The organism is Hyphomonas sp. CY54-11-8, assembly GCF_000682735.1.
GTDB lineage: Bacteria > Pseudomonadota > Alphaproteobacteria > Caulobacterales > Hyphomonadaceae > Hyphomonas.
On sequence record NZ_AWFD01000001.1, the window covers coordinates 160,803 to 180,549 of the forward strand.

A 19,747-nucleotide genomic window follows, 5' to 3' on the forward strand; every position below is an offset into this window, starting at 1 on the left:
ACGCGTCCAATCCTGTTAAGCGTGCACGCTGGGTCTCAGGGCTCGGATATTATCGGCATAGGCCGTTGGGCCGCCCTTGAACACGGCAGACCCGGCAACGATGGCCGTGACTCCGGCGGCGATCGCGCGGGGAGAGGTTTCGGCGTTCAGGCCGCCGTCGATTTCGAGAATGATATCGCGCCCGGTCTGGTCGATCATCCGGCGCAGCTGCTCGACCTTGCGCAGCTGGCTTTCGATGAAGGCCTGCCCGCCAAAGCCGGGGTTTACCGACATGACCAGCACAAGGTCGATATCGTCGATGACCGGCTCAATAATGCTGGCCGGCGTGGCCGGGTTGAGCGCGACGCCCGGCTTCATGCCCGTGGCGCGGATCGCCTGCAGCGTCCGGTGCAGGTGCGGGCCTGCCTCCGGATGCACGGTCAGGATGTTGGCGCCCGCCTTGGCAAAGGCGTGGATGAATGGATCCACCGGTGCGATCATCAGGTGCACATCGAACGGCTTCTTCGTATGCGGACGGAGCTTCTCTATCACGGGCGGGCCGAAGGTCAGGTTCGGCACGAAATGGCCGTCCATGACATCGATGTGGATCATGTCGGCGCCAGCATGGTCGATGGCCCGGATTTCCTCACCGAGACAGGCAAAGTCTGCGGAAAGAATCGAAGGTGAAATCAGTACGTCGCGCATAGAGACTCCCTAAATGGGAAACGCCGGGCACACAAGGCGCCCGGCGTTCCGCATCTGCTTCCGATTGAACGGGTTGCGCTTAGTATGCCGCCGCCGGGATCAGCTTCCAGCCGTCGGCACCGGCGATGATATCAACCGGCGTGCCGGGGGCGATGTAGACGTCTGCGCCCTGGATGATTTCCTTGCTCTCGCCGCTGGAGAAGCGGACGATGTAAGCGAAGGCTTTCGACGTGCCGACAGCCTTGCCGGCTTCGTTGCCGACGATGCCGCCGAGGACTGCGCCGCCAATGGCGCCAGCCGTCTGGGCCTTGTCGCCACCGCCAAGCTCAGAACCTGCAAGGCCGCCAAGCACGGCTCCGGTGGCTGTGCCGATGATCGAGCTGTCACGCTTGATAGTCACTTCGCGGACCGAGGTGACGGTGCCGTGATAGACGGTGGACGCCTGGCCGACAGCGCCCGGGCTGGCCGTACCAACGCCGGATGTCGAGGCGCAGCCTGCCAGAGACAGGCTGAGCGCCAGGAAGGCACCGGCGGCCAGCTTACCGGTCGAGGTGCGGATGGAAGAAACAACGGTCATTTTAGTGCTCCCTGCACAATGTATGGGGACTTTCTGGCATGTATTCGCTGAATGGCAGATGAACCTTCAGCGGCAATTTCAGGGCGTTAACTTACCTTAGCGTTGCCGGGGTGAGCCGTGACATGAAGAATGCGTCATGTTCGGAATTCGTCGCCGGGAGGGTGACGAGATCGCCTTTCTCGGTAATGCAGGTCTCGAATCCCGGCGCTTCTTCCGGTTTCACGGGCAGGCGGGTGACGAAGCCGTTGGCGATGGCGCGGTCCACGACATCGGCGCCTTCGGCCTTCAGCGGGGTGCAGACGCAGTAGAGGATCGTGCCGCCGGGGCGGACCATCTCTGTGGCTGCTTTCAGTAGTCGGTACTGCACATCCGGGAAGCGGGCGATGTCGTCCGGGCGCTTGATCCAGGCGCCTTCCGGGTGGCGGCGCAGCGTGCCGAGGGCGGAACACGGCGCGTCCAGCAGCAGCAGGTCGGCAGGCGTCTCCGGGCGCCAGGTTTCGGCGTCTGCTGCAATAATTTCAGCAGAAAGCCCGGTACGGGCGAGGTTCTCTTCGAGCCGTTTCAGACGCGGTTTCGACCGGTCGACCGCGATGACGTTCAGGCCCGCCGCGCAGAGTTGCAGCGTCTTGCCGCCGGGGGCCGCGCAGAGGTCAATCGCCGTGACTTCGGACGACTTGCCCATGACCATATCGGACTTGTCCATGATCATGCCGGACTTGGGCGGACTATCCGATGGGCATGCCATGAGCAGTTTTGCGGGGAGAGCGGCGGCCGGGTCCTGCACCCACCAGTCTCCGCTACCATACTCCGCCAGGGTCTCGACCGGCCCGCCCGGCGCACGGACCGAGCCATTGCCCAGCAGCTCCCCGCCGGTCACTTCGGCGACGGCGGCGGCGCTGGTCTTCGCGGTGAGGTAAATGCCGGGTTCACCAAGCTGGGCGGCGGCGAGCGCGGCAGCGCCATCGGCCCCGACGCTTTCCTCGAAGGCCGCAGCCAGCCAGTCCGGCCAGATCGCGGTGAGCGGCAGGGCGTCCAGATCCGGGCGCTCGGCGGCGGCCCGGCGCAGCACGGCATTCAGGAAGGCGCCGCCTGAGCGGGCATCCGGCCAGTCCTTTGCCGCTTCCACGGTTTCGGAGACAGCGGCGTGTTCCGGCACATCCATCCGCCAGAGCTGGACCGCGCCGACGCGGAGCAGTGCTCGGATCGCCGGGCTCGCGGCCTGCAGCGGACGTGAGAGGAGGGGGGCGAGGGCCATGTCGATCCGGCCAAGCTCGCGCAGGGCGGCGGAGGCGATGGCGCGGGCAAAGCCGCGGTCCGGCCCGTCAAGGTCGTTGAAGGGCGGGGACTCGGCCATGGCCTGGTCCAGCGTGCGGCGCTTCTCGAGTGTCAGGAACAGGAGATCGGCGGCTGCCCGCCGCACCAGTGCGCCGCTCATTGGTTCACAGTCTTCCCTTTAGCCCCACGGTCCCGCTTCGCGGCGCATGGCCGGAGAAGCCTGCGGCGCAGTTACGCCCATGTCCGCCGCAAGACGGCGCAGGGCTTCAATCCGGTTAGCCGTTGCCGGGTGGGTTGAGAAGAGATTGTCCGCACCGCGCCCGTTCAGCGGGTTCGCGATGTACATGTGCGCCATGGCCGGGTTGCGCTCGGCGGCGACATTGATCGTGGAGCGCGCGCCGCGTTCGATCTTGGCGAGGGCAGAAGCGAGCCAGAGCGGGTTGCCGCAGATTTCCGCGCCCATCCGGTCGGCTTCGTATTCGCGCGAGCGGGAGATCGCCATCTGCACAAGAGCGGCAGCCAGTGGCGCAAAGATCATGATCGCGATGGAGCCGATCAGTCCCGTGCGCTCGCGCCCGAAGAAGAGGGCGAAGTTCGCCAGCATGCCGATGGCACCGGCAATCGTGGCGGTGACGGTCATGGTCAGCGTGTCGCGGTGTTTTACGTGGGCGAGTTCGTGCGCCATCACGCCGCGCACTTCGTCGCGGTTCAGCATGCCCAGAAGGCCTGTCGTGGCGCAGACGGCCGCATGTTGCGGGTTACGGCCAGTGGCGAAGGCATTCGGCTGGGGCGTTTCGATGATGTAGACGCGCGGCGGCGGCAGGCCGGCACGGTCCGCCATGATGGCAACGTCATTGGCGAAGGTACGCAACATGGGGGAGGCGGTCTTCGGGTCGATCTCTTTTGCGCCCTGCATCGTCAGGACGATCTTGTCGGAATTCCAATAGGAGAAAATATTCATCGCGGCGGCCACGACGAAAGCCACGGCCATGCCGGGCACGCCGCCGATGAGATAGCCGACGCCCATGAAGAGCGCGGTCATCGCCGCGAGAAGGATGAAAGTTTTCAACGTGCCCATCGGGCCTTAACTCCACTCTGTTCTCCGCGTATGTACGCGGTGCGTTAGCACTCCCCAGACGCCACACCTATATGGCGAGCGTTAACGAAAAGAGGAGTCTTCATGGCCAGCGATGACAAAGCTGTAATCCCTGCGCTGACGGACGCGGAAATCGAGCGCCGCAAGGCGCTGCCTGAGGCCGCGCGCCGTGCGCTGGAAGAAGCCGATGCCCGCAAGGCCAAAGAGGCCGCCGATGCGGCCGCCCTGCCGGAAGACGAGCATGGCGGGCCAAGAAGCATCGAGCCGACCCGGTATGGGGATTGGGAACGCAAAGGCATCGCCTACGATTTCTGAACCCTTCAGAGCCCCAGCACTTTCCGTGCAATGATCGTTCGCTGGATTTCGTTCGTGCCGCCATAGATCGACTGTGCACGCCCCGCAAAATAGGTCGCCATGTCGCGCCCCGGCGAGCCGCCCGGTTCGTTCTGGCCGGCCCAGAAACTGAAATGCGGCTGGGCATAGGCGCCCGCCGCATCCACCATCAGTTCGGTGATCTGCTGGTGGGTCGTCGTGGCGAGGATCTTGACCGTCGAGGCCGCATCGCCCGGGGAGCCGCCCTGCGCGGCCGCCGACAGGACGCGGAACACCGTCATCTCAAGCCCATCGACCGCCATCTCCGCTTCGGTCAGGCGGCGGGCAAAGCTTTCATCGTCGATCAGGCGGTCGCCACCGCCATCCGGCGTGGACATGGCCACGTCGCGGATATGGCGCAGCATGGCGCGCTTGCCGCCGATACGGGCATAGGAGGTGCGCTCGAAGCCGAGCAGGTATTGCGAATAGGTCCAGCCCTTGCCGGCCTCGCCGATCCGGTTCTCCTCCGGCACTTTCACATCCTCGAAGAACACTTCGTTCAGCGCATGCGCCCCGTCGATGGAGATGATCGGCCGCACCGTGACGCCCGGCGCATTGATCGGGCAGCAGATGAAACTGATACCCTGCTGCTTCTTCTCTTCATGGGATGTGCGGGCCAGCAGGAAGATCCAGTCGGCATGCTGGGCTGCGGACGTCCAGATCTTGTGGCCGTTCAGCGTATAGGTGCTGTTTTCCAGAGTCGCGCTGAACTGGAGGGAGGCGAGGTCCGAGCCTGCGCCGCGCTCCGAATAGCCCTGCGCCCAGCCGACGGAGCCGTCCCGGATGCCGGGCAGCCAGCGCGCTTTCTGCTCCTCCGAGCCGAACGTGTAGATCACCGGGCCGACATAGATGACGCCCATGGGCGTGACCGTCGGCACACCGGCGCGTTCAAGCTCTTCGTCGAAAACGTATTGTTCCTCGATCCCCCAGCCGGGGCCGCCATATTCTTCCGGCCAGGCCGTGGCGAGCCAGCCCTTCTTGCCGAGGGCCATTTCCGAGCGGCGCACTTCCGCCGTCGTCAGGGGCAGGCCGGCCTTGTATTTCCGGATGATGTCTTCCGGGAATTCGGTTTCGAACCAAGTCCGCACTTTTTTGCGGAAGGCTTCGATCTCAGGGCTGAAGGCGAGGTCCATCTTTGGCTCCGTAGCGATCACCCCAAAAGCGTAGGGCAGGGCCTGTCCATGACAAGCCCTGCCCCGACGTCGCCTTGTTGGCGAATATTTGCTGGCCTTAAGGGGCCTTCACTTCCTCGATCCACTGGTCGACGCGGCGCTCCAGCAGTTCCAGCGGCATAGCGCCGCCGCCGAGCACGGTGTCGTGGAAGGCGCGGATGTCGAACTTGTCGCCCAGCTCTTCCTCTGCGTGCTTGCGCAGGTCCTGGATCTTGATCATGCCGATCTTGTAGGCAGTCGCCTGGCCCGGCATCACGATGTAACGCTGGATCTCCGAGCGGGCCTGGCCTTCGGTGATGGCCGAATTGTCCAGGAAGTACTGGACGGCCTGTTCCTCGGTCCAGCCTTTGGAGTGCAGGCCGGTGTCCACAACGAGGCGGATGGCGCGCCAGATCTCGGAGCCGAGACGGCCGAAGTCGGAATAGGGATCCTCATAGGTGCCCGGGAATTCCGTGGCGAGCCATTCGGAATAGAGGCCCCAGCCTTCGGCATAGGCGGTGAAGTTGATCTGGGTCCGGAACTTCGGCACGCCGGTCAGCTCCTGCGCGATCGAAATCTGCATGTGGTGGCCGGGAATGCCTTCGTGATAGGCGATCACTTCCAGCTCGCCCTTTGGCATGGATTTCATGTCCGAGAGGTGGGCGTAGTAGACGCCGGGGCGCGAGCCGTCCGGCGTGCCCGGGAAGTAGTGCTGGGCTGCGCCTGGCTGTTCGCGGAAGGCCTCGACGCGTTTCACGACGAGGTCTGCCTTGGGCAGGATGCCGAAGAATTCCGGCAGCTTGGCCTTGATGTTCTCGATCTTCGCCGTGGCGTCGTCGATATAGGCCTGGCGGCCCTCATCCGTGTCCGGATAGTAGAAGCGCTCATCGTCCTTGGAATCGCGCTGGAAAGCAAAGAATTCCTTCAGCGTGCCTTCGAAGCCGACCTTGTCCTTGATGGCCTCCATCTCTCCATGCAGGCGGTCAACTTCGGCGAGACCGATCTGGTGGATCTCGTCAGCGGTCATCGACGTGGTCGTATTGTTGGCGAGGCGCTCATTGTAATAGGCCTCCCCATCCGGCTGAAGGAAGGCGCCGACGGGCTGGGAGGAATCCGGCGAGTTCGCCATGTCCTCGGTCGCGAAGGCGATGATGTTCTCGAACGCAGTCTTGAACTCGTTCGCCATCGCATCGGTGGCATCGGCGAGGATCGCGTCGGACTCTTCCTGGGTCAGCTCGCCATTCTCGACCAGCGTGGCGAGTTCGGATTTCACGTCCGCCATCAGGTCACTGTCTTCGCCGTCGGTGAACGGCGCGCCGGTGATGACTTTCTTCGACTGGTCGATCACGCCTTCATAAGCGAACTTCGGCGCGTGGGTGCCGTGTTCGGCGCTCTCGCGGGCCACGTCCGTCGCCTCGTTCAGCGCGCGGGCGGATTCGCGGATCCGAGACACATAGGCGCGCATGTCGTCGGCGTTCTCGACATTGTGGAAGCTGATCAGGAATTGCGGGATGAAGCCCTGCGGGCCGTTCATCTGGTCATAGACGAAGCCATTGTAGCGGAACTTAGCGGCTTCGGCAGCCTGCTTGTACTGGTATTCGAAGAGGTCCCAGGACAGTTTGTCGGCATCCGACAGGTCGTCATAGTTGAACTTCGTCTTCATCTCTTCGACGGCGGCCTTCTGGCGGGCCAGCTGTTCATCGGCGCAGGCGAAGGTGAAACAGTCGATCTGGTCGTTCAGGTCCTTCCGGCCGAGGAAGGTCATGGTGATCGGGCTTTCCTGCAGCGCCTCCTCGAACTTCACATCGAACCACTCGTTCAGTTCCTTGCTGATCTCGGCCTTCTGGTCGGCGGTCAGCTCAGTGGCGGCGGGCGGAGCGGTCGTTTCGGCGGGGTTTCCGCAGGCAGCGAGCGCGAGAGCCAGCGCAAGCGCTGACACGGCAGGTTTGATCATGGGGGTCTCCGAATAGGAATTTGTCGATAAACGATAAAGCGTGGTAGCCGCTTCCGCGTCGCTCTGTCAATTGGCAAGCGGCACGCCCGGCGCTAGGGGAGGGAGATGACTGAAACAAATACCCCCAGAACGCTCCGGATCGGGACACGTGGTTCGCCGCTGGCCCTGATTCAGGCAAATCAGATCGCAGCCGGAATCGAAGCCGCCTCGGATGGCGTCATGAAGGGCGAGATTGTCACCTTCACCACTTCGGGTGACCAGCTGACGACCGAGCGCCTGATCAATTCCGGCGGCAAGGGCCTGTTCACCCGCGAACTGGATGCGGCGCTGACCCGCGGCGAGGTGGACCTGACTGTCCATAGCCTGAAGGATGTGCCGTCCGTTCTGGAGCTCGGCCAGGTGTTTGCGGCCTTCCCGGAACGAGAAGACCCGCGCGAGGGCTTCCTCTCTCCGCACGCCAAGAGCCTGATGGACCTGCCGCAGGGCGCGAAGGTCGGCACGGCGTCGCTGCGCCGTGAAGCGCAGACCCGCGCGCTGCGGCCGGACCTCGAAATTGTCACCTTCCGCGGCAATGTCGCGACCCGCATGCGCAAGCTGGATGAAGGGCTGGCGGACGCGACCTATCTCGCCATGGCGGGCCTGACGCGCCTGGGCCAGCCGGAGGTTGCAACGCCGATCCCGCTGACCGAAATGCTGCCGGCGGCGGCCCAGGGCATTGTCGGTGTGGTCATGCGCGAGGATGCCGACACGGACACAGCGGCGGTGCTGCACAAGCTGAACCACGTGCCGACGGCCGCCGCTGCGATGATCGAGCGGGCGTTCCTGCTGGCACTCGACGGGTCCTGCCGCACGCCAATCGCGGCGCACACTTTCGACAAGGGCGAGGAATGGCACCTTGTCGGCGAAGTCCTCGCCATGGATGGCAGCGCCCGCTGGCGCGCCGAGGGCACCTGCCGCAAAGGCGCAACCGAGCTGCAGCTGCAGGCCCTTGGCAAGGACATCGCAAACGAGATCCGCCAGCAGGCAGGCGGCAGTCTGCCGGCCTTCGAGGGGGACTGGTGAGCCTCTCAAAAAGCCTGCCGGTCATCGTCACCCGGGCCGAACCCGGCGCCTCCGAAACCATGGCCCGGCTGGCGGCAATGGATGTAACGCCGATTGCGTCTCCCATGCTGTCGCTTGCCCGGCTGGACGTGGACATGCCGGATCTCTCAGGCGTGCAGCATCTCGTCTTTACCAGCGCCAATGGCGTCCGCTTCTTCTCTGAGGCAAGCTCCCTGCGGGCCGCCAAGGCGTGGTGCGTCGGCCCGTCCACAGCCGCCGCCGCGCGGGAGGCGGGGTTCGCGGCGGTCTATGAAGGCGCAGGCGATGCGGCGGCTCTGGCCGCGGATATCCTGGTCGCCCTGCCGGAAGGAACGGAAGGCGTCCTGCATGTCGCGAACGAGGCGGCCGCAGGCGATCTCGTCGCCCGGCTGAAAGAGGGCGGTCTCCCGGCGGAGTTCCTCGCTCTCTACGAAACCCGGCCCTCCGAAGACCTGGCGCCTGAGGCAGAGGCAGCGCTGGCAGCCGGTCCAGCCTGCGTGCTGATCCATTCTGCGAAAGGCGCTGCGGCTTTTGCCTGGGCAGCCGGCGACCTGGATCAGGCCATTGTCGTGGCCATCTCCGAGGCTGCCGCCCGTCCGCTGCAGGGCCGCGAAGTCGCGGCGATCCATGTTGCCGAGGCGCCGAACGAAGACGCGCTGCTCGCCACGCTCGCTGCTGTGGCCGACGGCCTTTAAGCAGCCGGAATCCTGTGCGAGTGTGCGCAGATAGAAACCGGATTCGATATGACAGACGATTCTATCCCTGAAAGCTCCGTCGACCCGGGTGAACCGATCGACGCGGATTTCGAACTGGCCCCGGAAGAGGGGAAATCGCCAAAGACGGGCAGCGGCCCCGGCTGGCTGGGCGCTGGCGTGATGAGCATGATGGCGGCCGGGATCGGCGGCCTGATCGGTATCGGCGCCCATATGGTGCTTCCCAGCGGTCTCGGCGATGCAAGTGAGGAAGTCGCCGCGCTGAACGACCGGATCGGCAAGCTGGAACAGTCTGCGCCGGACGACCGCGCCGCCCTCAAGGCCGGGATCGATGCGCTGGCAAACCGGCTCGATAACCTCCCCACAGACGGGGGCACCAGCCAGCCAGTCGATCTGACCGGCATCATTGCCCGGCTGGATGCCCTCGAATCTGTGGAAGCCGGCGACACGGTTGCCCCGGAAGACCTGGCCCGTGCGCTGGGTGCCCTGTCTGACCGGCTGGACGCGCTGGAAGCCCGGCCCTTGCCGGTAGACCTCAGCGCCCGCGTTGTGGCGCTGGAGCGCGAGATCGAGACCCTGCGCGATTCCACGCTCGAACAGACGAAACAGGGCCGGTCGCTCGCCGACATGCTGGCCCGCGTGCAGACCGAGCAGAGCGATGCCCGCGCAGAGGCGGCCTCTGCCAGTTCGGTGGCCGAAGCGGCGCTGGCGCTGTCCGCCATCGAGGCCGCTTCCCGCAGGGGAGAGCCGTTTGAGTCGGACTACCGTTCGCTGCGCTCTGCCTTGCCGACTGTGGACGATGTCCGCACGCTTGGCCCTCTTGCGACGGCGGGTGTGCCGACATTGGCTGAGTTGAAAGACAGCTTCAGCGCGGCTGCCGATGCCGCGCGGCGCACCGTGCCCACCGAAGACTCCGGGCGCTGGGGCTGGATCAACAAATTCTTTGGCGGCGCGGTCACCGTGCGCAAGGCCGACGGGACGGATGCCGACCCGTTCGCGCTTCTCTCGCGTGCCGCAGAGGCCCTTGAAAAGGGTGACCTCGAAGAGGCCGTATCCTATACAAGCCGGCTGGACGGACCGGCGGGCACGGCAATGTCCGGATGGACCGACGATGCGAAACGCCGCATCACACTGGAAAACTCGCTGGAGGCCGTGCGCCTCGCCCTGGCGGATGGGGGCGCCAAGACACCATGAACCGGATCATCGTGTTCCTCGTGCTTCTGATCGTGCTGATCGCGGCCCTCGCTTTCGGCTGGTGGGCCTATACGCTGCCCGGCAAGGTGACCGTGCCGATCGGGACGGAAGAGATCTCCATCAAGTCCGGCGCTGCCGTGGCGCTGATGCTGGCCCTGTCGGGAATCATGGCCGCTGCCTGGTGGATCATTTCCGGTATCTTCGTGCTGCCGGGCCGGATCGCCCGGTCGCGCCGTCAGTCGAAATCGCGCAAAGCAAATGCCGCGTTGACCGAAGGCCTGCTGGCCGCAGAGGCTGGCGACGCGGAAGCCGCGCTGAAGCTCGCCCGCAAGGCGGCAAAGCATGCCGAAGACGAACGCCTGAAACTGCTGCTGGAAGCGCGCGCGGCTGAAGCCAATGATGACTGGGCCGGGGCTGAACGGGCCTGGAGCCAGCTGACCCGCCTGCCGGGCGGCCAGCTTGCTGGCTTGCGCGGCTCTGCCATGGCAGCCTCCGAACGCGGCGACCAGCTGACGGCAGAGACGCGCGCCCGCGAGGCCCTCGGCCTCAAATCCTCCGCCGACTGGCCATTCAATTCCCTGTTCGACCTGCAGGTCTCGAAAGGGGAGTGGGAGAAGGCGCTCGATACGCTGACCACCGGCGAACGCCGGGGCATGATCGAGGGCGACAGTTTGCGCCGCCGCCGCGCCGTCCTGCTGACGGCCCACGCCGTCGGTATGTCGCATGACCAGAAGAGCGAAGCCCAGAAGGCGCTCGCCGAAGCGATCCGCTCCGCGCCGGGCTTTCCGCCGGCCGCCTTCCACGGCGCGAAGGCGCTGATGGTGGATGGCAAGGCGAAGGCGGCGCAAGGCGTGCTGGAACTTGGCTGGAAAGCGCGCCCGCACCCGGCGCTGGCGCAGCTCTCCCGCCGTCTCGTGCCGCAGGATAGCCAGGCGAACATCGCCGCTCGCCTGCAGGCGCTTATTTCTGCCCAGCCGAACCATCGCGAAAGCAAGATCCTGATGGCCGAGATCGCCATGGACAAGGGCGACTGGGTCGGTGCCATCCGCTCGCTGGCGCTGCTGGTGGAAGAGAACCCGACCGCGCGGCTCTGCCTGCTGATGGAACGGGCGCTGAAAGGTTATGGCGACCAGTCGGAAGCCGCCCGCTGGGGCCGCATGGCCGTGTCCGCCTCGCGGGAACCGGACTGGTCCGACATCGACCCGAAGGGCAATGCGTTCGATTTCGACAAGCAGGGCTGGGCACGCCTCGTCTATGCCTTCGGCGATGTCGGCGACCTCGTGCACCCGCGCTACGAATCCTACGGCCGCGAACTGGAAGCGGGCCGTGTGCCCGCGCTGCCGGGCCCGGAACTGGAAGAGGACGCGCGGCTCGATGCACCAAAGGCGCCGGACCGTCCGCTCAGCCCGCCGCTGGATTACGCCTCCGACGACGACTGACCGCGCCTGCATCCTGGCTGTCCGGGGTGGCAAAAGCGTCTTGCGAAACAGGGCATCTGCCGGTAATAGGCGGGCCTTCAGAATGGTCTAGGCCGCTATAGCTCAGCTGGTAGAGCATCGCATTCGTAATGCGGGGGTCAGGTGTTCAAGTCACCTTAGCGGCACCATTTCTTTTTCAACTCCTTTTTCAACGCCCTCAACACCCGTATTGCAACGCTGATTTGGCTTGCCCGTGGGCTGTCCGGCGCGGCGCCCGCTCATTCGCTGAGCAGGATGCCAGCTTCCGCCAGGGCCTGAACTTCCTCTGTCTGGAGCCCCAGCCAGTCACTCAGCGCGTCCTGATTGTGCTCGCCGCGCTTCGGCGGACGCGCACCGGGGTCGATCCCGCTCCGTGAGGCGGAGAACCGGTAGGGCGACTGAACGGTGCGGCGGGGGTTGCCCTTGTCGTCGATGACATCGACCAGCACGCCATTATGCCGGACACTCTGCTGGGCATAGGACTCTTCCCCGAATTTCCGCACGAGCCCCCACGCGAGGTTCATTCGGTCGAGCGCTTTGGTCAGGGATTCGAAATCGGGATAGGAAGCGATGTGTTCCACAATGGCTTTGCGGCGATTGGCGAGCTTTGTTTCAAGGTCAGCGCCTTTGGGGGTCGGATCCACGAGACCGCCTTTGGTCGACAAGACGAGCCAAAGCCATTTCATGTCTGAGGATATCAGGATCTGCTTGCCTTCCGGCGCGTCCCAAACAAGATTTTCCGACGGCTTGGGCCAGTTATTGTCCAGCGCCCAATGGGCATAGTCATCGGTTGCGTGCAGGACGTTTATCATGGCGATGTCGATTTGCTGGCCGATACCGGTCTGCTCCGCGACGCGCAGGGCGGCGAGCAAACCGACCAGTCCGTGCAAGGAACTGTAGGAGTCTGCCAGCGAGTATTGGAGGTCATAGGCTGGGCCTTCGCTCATCTCAGCCTGGCGGGCGATCAGGCCGGCTTCGGCATGGACAACCGGTGCATAGGCAGCCCGGCCGCTTTCAGGGCCCGTTTGACCGAAACCGGAAATGGACAGCATGACGAGCTTCGGGTTGACCGCGTGAACACTCTCCCAGTCGAGCCCAAACCGTTTCATCACACCGGGCCGGAAGTTTTCAACGAGCACATCCGCCTTCCGGCAAAGATCCAGTACAAGGTCCGTGGAGCCTTCGGCCTTCAGGTCGATGCAGACATTTCGCTTGCCGATATTCTGCTGCAGGTAAAACCCTGCGACGCCGTTGTCCGTCTTGCCAAAATTCCGGGTCACGTCACCCTCTGGCGGCTCGATCTTGATCACATCCGCACCGAGGTCGGAGAGCATGCGCGTGGCAAATGGTCCGGCCAGAACACGCGACAAGTCGAGCACCTTCAATCCGGCGAGCGGATAACCAGAAATGTCCATGAATTCCTCCCGGTGATTTTTTTTGTTGGGTGTACCTTATCGTGGCCGCTGCGGGCTTTACAGCCTGACCCAGCGTCGCCTGACGCGTTTTCCCGGCCCGGGATCGGACGCGATGAATGCGCAATGGGAATTTTCAGGCCAGCTCGCCTAATCAGGTCGTTTTTCCCGCTGAACGTGCTTGCTGGCCTGTCTGCCGCGAGGGTAGGTTTTGTATGTTCAGGGCGACGTAGCGGGATATGGAAAAAGGAATATCCATGAATATGCAGACTGCGCGGAAGCGGAATGATGGCTTGTTCGGAGCCGTTCTTCTCAGGCCACTCAAAGCCATTGCTGCAGGATCGGCGCTGGGCCTCGTGGCCTTTGGCGCAGCCGCGGAAGAGGCGGCGCCTGCGCCTGCTTTCCCGGTGGAGGTGACCGACCGGATTGACCAACTCTTCACCAGCTACCAGACCGACAAGCACGTGCCGGGCCTTGTCTGGGGGATCGTGAAGGATGGGGAACTCGTCTATTTCAAAAGCTCCGGTGTGGGGAGCCTCGAAACCGATGCGCCCGTCACAGCAGATTCCCTGTTCTCCATCGCTTCGATGAGCAAGGCCTTCACCGCGCTCGGCATCCTGAAGCTGCGCGATGAGGGCAAGCTCTATCTCGACGCGCCGGCCGAATATTACGTGCCGGAGCTGAGGGATTGGACCTATCCGACCACGGACTCCCCGCGCATTCGCGTGCGCGACCTGCTCGCCCATGTCAGCGGCCTTGTCACCGATAATCCCTGGGGCGACCGCCAGCAGGACATGCCGGAGGACGTCTTCACTGAAGTGCTGAAAGAGGGCGTTCCGTTCAGCCGGGCGCCGCAGATGGAATATGAATACTCCAATTTCGGCTATGCCCTGCTTGGCCGGATCATCACCAATGTCTCCGGCATGCCGTATGAAGATTATATTCGCACCGAGATCATGCTGCCGCTCGGCATGACCTCGACCGGTTATGATGTCTATGCCGTCGATCAGGACCGCCGCGCGCTCGGCTATCGCTGGGAAGAGGGGGAGTTTTCTGACGAACCTGCTCTCGGCCCGGGTGTTTTCGGGGCCATGGGCGGCGTGATGACCAATGCCGATGACTATAAGAAATGGGTCGCCTTCCTACTGGACGCCTGGCCGCCGCGGGATGGCCCGGAAACCGGCCCCGTGAAGCGCTCCTCCGTGCGGGAACTGTCGCAAGGTCTGAATTTTCCGCGCGTCTATATGCGCGAAGACCAGCCAAACGGCGACCCTTGCGCGGTGGCGGTCACTTACGCCATGGGCTTTTCCGTCGTGCAGGAGTGCGAGCTTGGCTTCACGATGACGCATTCCGGTGGATATCCGGGCTATGGCTCTAATGTACTTCTCCTGCCGGAGGCCGGGATGGGTGTGTTCGCCTTCGCGAACCGGACCTATGCGGCCCCGTCGCGAAGTGTGCGCGATGCGGCCATCGAGCTCGCCCGGGCTGGCGAATTGCCCGCCCGCGAATGGCCGGTCAGCGCAGTGCTTGCGGATGCCTATGCGGCTGCAGGCGCGGTGTACGATCAGGGCAGCTTCATGCCGGTAGAAGGCAAGCTCGCCATGAACTTCACCCTGGATGCGTCCATCCCGGTGCGTGAGCGCGTTCTGGCGGACCTCAAGGAAGAGGCGGGTGCCTGCGAAACCGGTGCGCCGTTCAAGGCGAACGGCCGGATGAGCGGCACCTTCACCTGGACCTGCGAAAACGGAAAGATGGAAGGCTGGCTGCTCATGTCGCCCAACCATCCGCCGCTTATCCAGGAACTGGACCTACGCTTCGCTCCGGCGAGTTGATCGGCTACTCCAGCACATAGTCCGCCTCAGCCTCGTAACGGCTGGGGCGGCCTTTGGCGGAGTGGCTGGAATAGAGGTGGAACCGGTCTGCCGTGAACGGGCCGCTGCGATAGGCGTGGTGGGCCTCTACCCAGCGTCGCGTGTCTTCCAGCGTGGCATTGTGCAGGTAGGCCAATGTGACGTGCGGGGTGAAGGGGCGCCGGTCCGGTTCGAAGCCGAGACGCCGGGCCGCCTGTTCGCACTGGGCCGACAAGCTGCGCAGTTCGTCGCTTTCCCGCACCCGTGCCCAGACGGCGGAGGGTTCGCGGCGTCCGAACCAGCCGGTGCCTTCCATCGAGACGTCAAAAGGCGGGCAGCGGATGTCCCCCAGCAGGTCGTCGAGGTCCCGGGCCTGGGCGTGGGTGAGGTCCCCGAAGAAGCGCAGGGTGATGTGGAAGTTCTCTTCCGGACGCCAGCTCGCGCCATCCAGCCCGTCCTGAAGGGCGGAGAGGCCGTCCCACAATTCTTCGGGCACGGGCAGGGCGGCGAACAGTCTGTACATGGCCTGTTGTCTGCCTCCACCCGCGGCAAAAGAAAACCCGGCCAGATGAGGCCGGGTTTTTCCGTTGTCTTGTCAACCTGGATCAGCTGCCCAGTTCCGGGAGCTTTCCGAAATGCTCTGCCAGAAGGTAGTAGAAGGTTACCCGCGATTTCTGCCCGCCTTCAGCGCTCATGCGATCGCAAATCGTCTTGATGGCTGCGTCCAGTTCTCCCTGCTTCTCGGCGAGTCCCAGTTTTCCCCGGCACCATTTTTCCCGCACGCGGTCCAATTCGCCGGAGTCGCTGCAGGCGACGATGGAGCTGTCCTTGTTGCGGAGGGCTATGCCGAGATGTCCCACGATCTTCTCGGCGGCTGCCTGGTTGTACCCACCATTTGCGTATTTCTTGATATTCTCGGCGTAAGCCGATGCGTCTGCCATAATTGTATCCCCTAGTGCTTTGGCGGCTCCACTGCTGGAGCTACGCCAGATTACAAAGATTATATCTGAGCATAGGTTAGTCAATCCACTTCCGGATATGCGTGCATTCGCTTCGGAAAACAGGGCCAATAATTTGCGAATACTTATACGTCATCTGAATATTTGAAGTATATGAAGTGCCGGCTCCAAGTAAAAATTCGTGTTGCTTGAAGTGTTTTTCCAGAGTGGGTGGCCCCGGGCCCATGAACAAGCTGAAGGAATGTCCGGTTTTGCTTGCACAATGGGGCAAGCCCTCCCATATTTCGCGCATGTTCCGGGAAAATCACCCACCTGGTTAAGAGAAAGGGCTTGAAACCTATGAATGATTTCAATCGTGCTTATTCGCCGTCCGCCGGCGCAGGCTCGATGGACATGTCGGTCAATGAGGGCCTGCGTGCCTTCATGCTGGGCGTTTATCAGAAGCTCGCCTACGGCATCGCGCTGGCAGGCGGCCTGGCATTCCTGGTCGGATCCAACTCCGTCCCGGCTCTGACCGAGTTCGTGCTGTTCTCGCCGTTCCGCCTTGTCGTGCAGTTCGGCCCGATTGCGCTGATCCTGATTTCTGCCTTCGCCATGAAGCGGCCATCGCCTCTGGGCACGGCAGTCCTTTACTGGACAATCGTCACGCTGCTCGGCCTCAGCCTGTCGGTCTGGGTGCTCATGGCCACGATGAACACCGAAGCGGCCAGCCGCGCGGGCATCGTTTACAGCACTACATTCATCACCATCGCCAAAGCCTTCTTCCTGACGGCCACGGCCTTTGGTGCCCTGTCGCTGTACGGCTACACGACCAAGCGTGACCTGCAGCCGATCGGCGTGATCGCCATCTTTGCCCTCTGGGGCATCGTGGGCATGGCGCTGCTCAGCTTCCTGTTCCCGCCGTCGGGTTTCTTCGAAACCGCGATCACGGTTGGCGTTCTGGCGATTTCGGGCGTGCTGGTCGCGTTCGATACGCAGAACCTGAAGCGCTCTTACTTTGCGCTTGAAGGGGACCAGCGTGGCCTCGCCGTGATGACGAACTGGGGTGCGCTGAACTTCTTCATCCTGTTCTACAACATCTTCACGACGATCCTGTCGCTGCTGTCGCGCGATTAAACCGGATCATGTCGGACTAATAAAAGCCCCGCCCGGACCGGCGGGGCTTTTTCTTTGCGGGAAGGGTAGAATCCGGTGACATCGGCGGAAGTTCATCGCCAGTCCGGAGCGGTCCCCATGCGCAATATCGGTCCCACCATCGAAACCGAACGTCTGATCCTGCGCCCGCCGCAGGCGGAAGATTTCGAACCCATGTGCGCCATGATGGCGGATGAGGAAACGGCCCGCTTCATCGGTGGCGTGATGGCGCCATCCACCGTCTGGCGGTCGCTGTGTACGCTGGCCGGGGCATGGACGATTCGCGGCTATTCCATGTTCTCCGTGATCGAGAAGTCGACCGGCACATGGATCGGCCGCCTCGGCCCGTGGCAGCCGGAAGGCTGGCCAGGTACCGAGATCGCCTATGGTCTGACCAAAGCGGCGCAGGGCAGGGGCTATGCGCTGGAAGGCGTCTCTGCAGCCATCGATTATGCGGTCGATATCCTCGGCTGGGACGAGGTGATCCATTGCATCGATGCGAAGAACACGGCGTCCCTGAAGGTCGCGGCTCGGCTCGGTGCACGGAAGCTGCGGGAGGCGCAGGCGCCTGCGCCCTTCGAAGATATCCTCTGGGATGTGTATGGCCAGAGCGCGGATGAGTGGCGGGTCAGGCGGTAACGCCTGCGTGAGCTCACGCGCTCGTGCATCGCAAGGCAGGCAGGGCCCGGTTAGGGCTTGGAGGCAAGAAAAGGAAATGCCCATGATCCGAACTGCCTCCCTCGCTTCAATCCTCGCGCTCCTGCCGGCTGCGGCCACAGCCCAGCAAACTTCCAACGCCCCGATGGCGGCAAAATCCGCCGAAGCAGAACGCGCGGCCATGGCCGAGGAGATGCGCGTCGGCCCCGTCGTTGGCCAGCCGGCTCCGGCGGTCTCTGTCACCGGGCCGAAGGGTGAGGTTCGCTTCACCGATCTGGCGGGGGAGAAGGGGACGGTCGTCGCCTTTTTCCGGTCTGCCGACTGGTGCCCTTACTGCAAGAAGCAACTGATCGACCTGAAAGAAGCGGCTGCCCCGCTGGCCGACGATGGCTGGACGCTGATCGGCGTGTCCTATGATCCGCCCGAAACCCTCGCGGACTTCAAGGCTGCGAAGGACCTGCCATATGGCCTCTATTCCGATGTCGGGTCTGCCGCCATCGATGCTTTCGACCTGCGCAATCCGGACGTCCCGGCGGGGTCGCGCTATGACGGTATTCCGCATCCGGCCATCATCTTCATCGCGGCCGATGGCACGGTGAAGGCCGTCATGCGGGAAGAAGGCTACAAGGACCGTCCGGCCGTCGATGCGATCATGGAACTCGCTGCGGTGCTCTGATCTTTCGCAGCGGGTTTCAAGTCTCACCGGAATGGCCTAGCGTCCGCGCAAGCCATTCCGGAGAGACCTGATGAGACTGATCGCCATTGCCGCCCTCGGGGCGCTCGCCGCCAGCCACACATTTGTCGCGACCGCCGAGGAGACTGCCGACCGCGAGGCGCAGGTCCTGGAAACCGCGACATCACTGGCGAATGCCGGCACGTGGGACAATGTCGGCCTGCAATTCGTCGAGGACCTGACGACGGAAATCGGCCCGCGCCTTGCCGGGTCTCCGGATGAGAAACGTGCGCGCGACTGGGCTGTCGCGCAGCTTACCGGAATGGGTTTCTCGAATGTCCATGTCGAAGATTTCACCGTACCGTACTGGAAACGCACGCATGAGACTGCGCATGTGGTGGGGACGAGCGCCCAGCCGCTGATCATCACGGCACTCGGCGGCAGTGCACCGACACCGGAAGGCGGCCTGGAAGCCGACATTGTCCGGTTCGAATTGCTGGCCGACATGCAAGCCGCCGATGATGCGGACGTTGCCGGCAAGATCGTTTTCATCGACGAATACATGACCCGCACCCAGACGGGCGCGGGCTACGGCCTGGCCGTTGCGAAACGCGCAGCCTGTCCGAAAGCGGCAGCGGCAAAGGGCGCTGTAGCCTGCCTGATCCGCTCTGTCGGCACCGACCATTTCCGGCGTCCCCACACGGGCGGGATTGACCGGCGCGGACCGGACGGCGTGGCCAAACCAATGGGCCCAATCCCGGCAGCGGCTCTGTCCGCACCGGATGCCGACCAACTGGCCCGCCTGCTGGAGCGGGGACCGGTGACGGTCAATCTCGACATCGGTGTTGAGACGGCGGATGCTGCGCCTTCCGGAAATGTGATTGCGGAAGTCGAGGGCGGTGCAAACAAGGACGAGATCGTGCTGATCAGCTGCCACCTCGATTCCTGGGACCTTGGCACCGGCGCCATTGATGACGGGGCTGGATGCGGCATTGTGGTCGGCGCTGCCAAGCTGATCGACCAGTTGCCCGGCAAGCCGGACCGGACGATCCGCGTCGTGCTTTACGGGTCTGAAGAGATTGGCCTGTTCGGCGGTGATGCCTATGCCCGTCAGCATGCGGATGAGCTGGACAAGCATGTCCTCGCCGCCGAGAGCGATCATGGCGCGAGCTATATCTGGCAGTTCCAGACGAAGTTCGGCGAAGGCGCGCTGGACTATGCCAAGAAGATCCAGGGCGTTCTTGCCCGGTATGGCGTGGCACCGGGGGACAATCTGGCAGGCGGCGGTCCGGATATCGGCGTGCTCGCCCGCTCCGGTGTGCCGGTCGTGACCCCTGCGCAGGATGGCTGGGACTATTTCGACTACCACCACACGCCGGACGACACGTTCGACAAGATCGATCCGGATGCCTTCCGCCAGAATGTCAGCGTCTATGCGGCGTTCGCCTATATCGCGGCAGACGCCGGCTGGGATTTCCGCAAGCCGGCCGAAACCGAAGAATAGTCGCC

At 63.7% G+C, this 19,747-nt stretch carries 19 protein-coding genes and 1 tRNA gene; 11 read left to right on the plus strand and 9 right to left on the minus strand.

The genetic code is table 11. The features are described from left to right. Window positions 1-15: 15 nt before the first annotated feature. The 4 genes from rpe to htpX all read right to left on the minus strand — a co-directional run bounded on the left by rpe (window position 16) and on the right by htpX (window position 3,614). Complete coding sequence (gene rpe / locus HY17_RS00880) at window positions 16-684, minus strand: ribulose-phosphate 3-epimerase (RefSeq protein WP_034761198.1); 669 nt, start codon at window positions 682-684, stop codon at window positions 16-18. A gap of 79 nt (window positions 685-763) precedes the next feature. Continuing rightward, a complete protein-coding gene (locus HY17_RS00885; RefSeq protein WP_034761203.1) occupies window positions 764-1,261 on the minus strand; it encodes a glycine zipper 2TM domain-containing protein in 498 nt (165 codons plus the stop codon). Between the two features lie 91 nt (window positions 1,262-1,352). Continuing rightward, window positions 1,353-2,696 carry an RsmB/NOP family class I SAM-dependent RNA methyltransferase gene (locus HY17_RS00890; RefSeq protein ID WP_034761206.1) on the minus strand — a complete coding sequence of 448 codons (1,344 nt, stop codon included), beginning with the start codon at window positions 2,694-2,696 and terminating at the stop codon, window positions 1,353-1,355. An 18-nt stretch (window positions 2,697-2,714) separates the two neighbouring features. Then, window positions 2,715-3,614 carry a zinc metalloprotease HtpX gene (gene htpX, locus HY17_RS00895; RefSeq protein WP_034761210.1) on the minus strand — a complete coding sequence of 300 codons (900 nt, stop codon included), beginning with the start codon at window positions 3,612-3,614 and terminating at the stop codon, window positions 2,715-2,717. Window positions 3,615-3,716: 102 nt separating this feature from the next. Between htpX and HY17_RS00900 the strand changes: the two genes are divergently transcribed. Further along, complete coding sequence (locus HY17_RS00900) at window positions 3,717-3,947, plus strand: DUF1674 domain-containing protein (protein ID WP_112074274.1); 231 nt, start codon at window positions 3,717-3,719, stop codon at window positions 3,945-3,947. Between the two features lie 5 nt (window positions 3,948-3,952). Here HY17_RS00900 and HY17_RS00905 read toward each other — a convergent pair whose 3' ends face one another. Continuing rightward, the gene (locus tag HY17_RS00905) at window positions 3,953-5,137 is read right to left on the minus strand and encodes an acyl-CoA dehydrogenase family protein (RefSeq protein ID WP_034761213.1); all 1,185 of its coding nucleotides are present in this window, start codon (window positions 5,135-5,137) and stop codon (window positions 3,953-3,955) included. A 97-nt stretch (window positions 5,138-5,234) separates the two neighbouring features. Continuing rightward, entirely contained in the window at window positions 5,235-7,109 is a 1,875-nt protein-coding gene (locus HY17_RS00910) for a DUF885 family protein (RefSeq protein ID WP_034761215.1), read from the minus strand. 105 nt (window positions 7,110-7,214) lie between these two features. Here HY17_RS00910 and hemC point away from each other — a divergent pair, with 105 nt between their 5' ends. The 5 genes from hemC (at window position 7,215) to HY17_RS00935 (ending at window position 11,702) form a co-directional block, all read left to right on the plus strand. Beyond that, the gene (hemC, locus tag HY17_RS00915) at window positions 7,215-8,171 is read left to right on the plus strand and encodes a hydroxymethylbilane synthase (protein ID WP_034761218.1); all 957 of its coding nucleotides are present in this window, start codon (window positions 7,215-7,217) and stop codon (window positions 8,169-8,171) included. Further along, window positions 8,168-8,884 carry a uroporphyrinogen-III synthase gene (locus HY17_RS00920; protein ID WP_034761220.1) on the plus strand — a complete coding sequence of 239 codons (717 nt, stop codon included), beginning with the start codon at window positions 8,168-8,170 and terminating at the stop codon, window positions 8,882-8,884. The genes hemC and HY17_RS00920 overlap by 4 nt, the downstream gene beginning before the upstream one ends. A 48-nt stretch (window positions 8,885-8,932) precedes the next feature. Beyond that, window positions 8,933-10,096: a COG4223 family protein gene (locus HY17_RS00925; protein ID WP_034761223.1), complete on the plus strand. Its 1,164-nt coding sequence runs from the start codon at window positions 8,933-8,935 to the stop codon at window positions 10,094-10,096. Next, the gene (locus HY17_RS00930; protein ID WP_034761225.1) at window positions 10,093-11,535 is read left to right on the plus strand and encodes a heme biosynthesis protein HemY; all 1,443 of its coding nucleotides are present in this window, start codon (window positions 10,093-10,095) and stop codon (window positions 11,533-11,535) included. The genes HY17_RS00925 and HY17_RS00930 overlap by 4 nt, the downstream gene beginning before the upstream one ends. 91 nt (window positions 11,536-11,626) lie before the next feature. Then, window positions 11,627-11,702: transfer RNA gene (locus tag HY17_RS00935), tRNA-Thr, on the plus strand. A 90-nt stretch (window positions 11,703-11,792) separates the two neighbouring features. Here HY17_RS00935 and HY17_RS00940 read toward each other — a convergent pair. After that, window positions 11,793-12,968: a CaiB/BaiF CoA-transferase family protein gene (locus HY17_RS00940; protein ID WP_034761228.1), complete on the minus strand. Its 1,176-nt coding sequence runs from the start codon at window positions 12,966-12,968 to the stop codon at window positions 11,793-11,795. Window positions 12,969-13,222: 254 nt separating this feature from the next. Between HY17_RS00940 and HY17_RS00945 the strand changes: the two genes are divergently transcribed. Beyond that, a complete protein-coding gene (locus HY17_RS00945; RefSeq protein ID WP_175354479.1) occupies window positions 13,223-14,797 on the plus strand; it encodes a serine hydrolase in 1,575 nt (524 codons plus the stop codon). A 4-nt stretch (window positions 14,798-14,801) separates the two neighbouring features. Here HY17_RS00945 and thpR read toward each other — a convergent pair whose 3' ends face one another. Both thpR and HY17_RS00955 read right to left on the minus strand, forming a co-directional pair. Then, window positions 14,802-15,338 carry an RNA 2',3'-cyclic phosphodiesterase gene (gene thpR / locus HY17_RS00950; RefSeq protein ID WP_034761230.1) on the minus strand — a complete coding sequence of 179 codons (537 nt, stop codon included), beginning with the start codon at window positions 15,336-15,338 and terminating at the stop codon, window positions 14,802-14,804. 82 nt (window positions 15,339-15,420) lie between these two features. After that, window positions 15,421-15,756 (minus strand): DUF2853 family protein, encoded by a 336-nt coding sequence (locus tag HY17_RS00955; protein WP_034761237.1) that lies wholly within the window; start codon window positions 15,754-15,756, stop codon window positions 15,421-15,423. Between the two features lie 357 nt (window positions 15,757-16,113). On the opposite strand from HY17_RS00955, the gene HY17_RS00960 reads away from it, so the two are divergent. From HY17_RS00960 to HY17_RS00975, 4 genes are all read left to right on the plus strand, one after another. Beyond that, entirely contained in the window at window positions 16,114-16,890 is a 777-nt protein-coding gene (locus HY17_RS00960) for a Bax inhibitor-1/YccA family protein (protein WP_034761240.1), read from the plus strand. Window positions 16,891-17,007: 117 nt separating this feature from the next. Continuing rightward, a complete protein-coding gene (locus tag HY17_RS00965; protein ID WP_034761243.1) occupies window positions 17,008-17,547 on the plus strand; it encodes a GNAT family N-acetyltransferase in 540 nt (179 codons plus the stop codon). A gap of 82 nt (window positions 17,548-17,629) precedes the next feature. Further along, window positions 17,630-18,241: a peroxiredoxin family protein gene (locus tag HY17_RS00970; protein WP_175354397.1), complete on the plus strand. Its 612-nt coding sequence runs from the start codon at window positions 17,630-17,632 to the stop codon at window positions 18,239-18,241. 70 nt (window positions 18,242-18,311) lie between these two features. Next, window positions 18,312-19,742, plus strand: a complete 1,431-nt coding sequence (locus HY17_RS00975) for a M28 family peptidase (RefSeq protein ID WP_034761245.1) — start codon at window positions 18,312-18,314, stop codon at window positions 19,740-19,742. Window positions 19,743-19,747 lie beyond the last annotated feature (5 nt).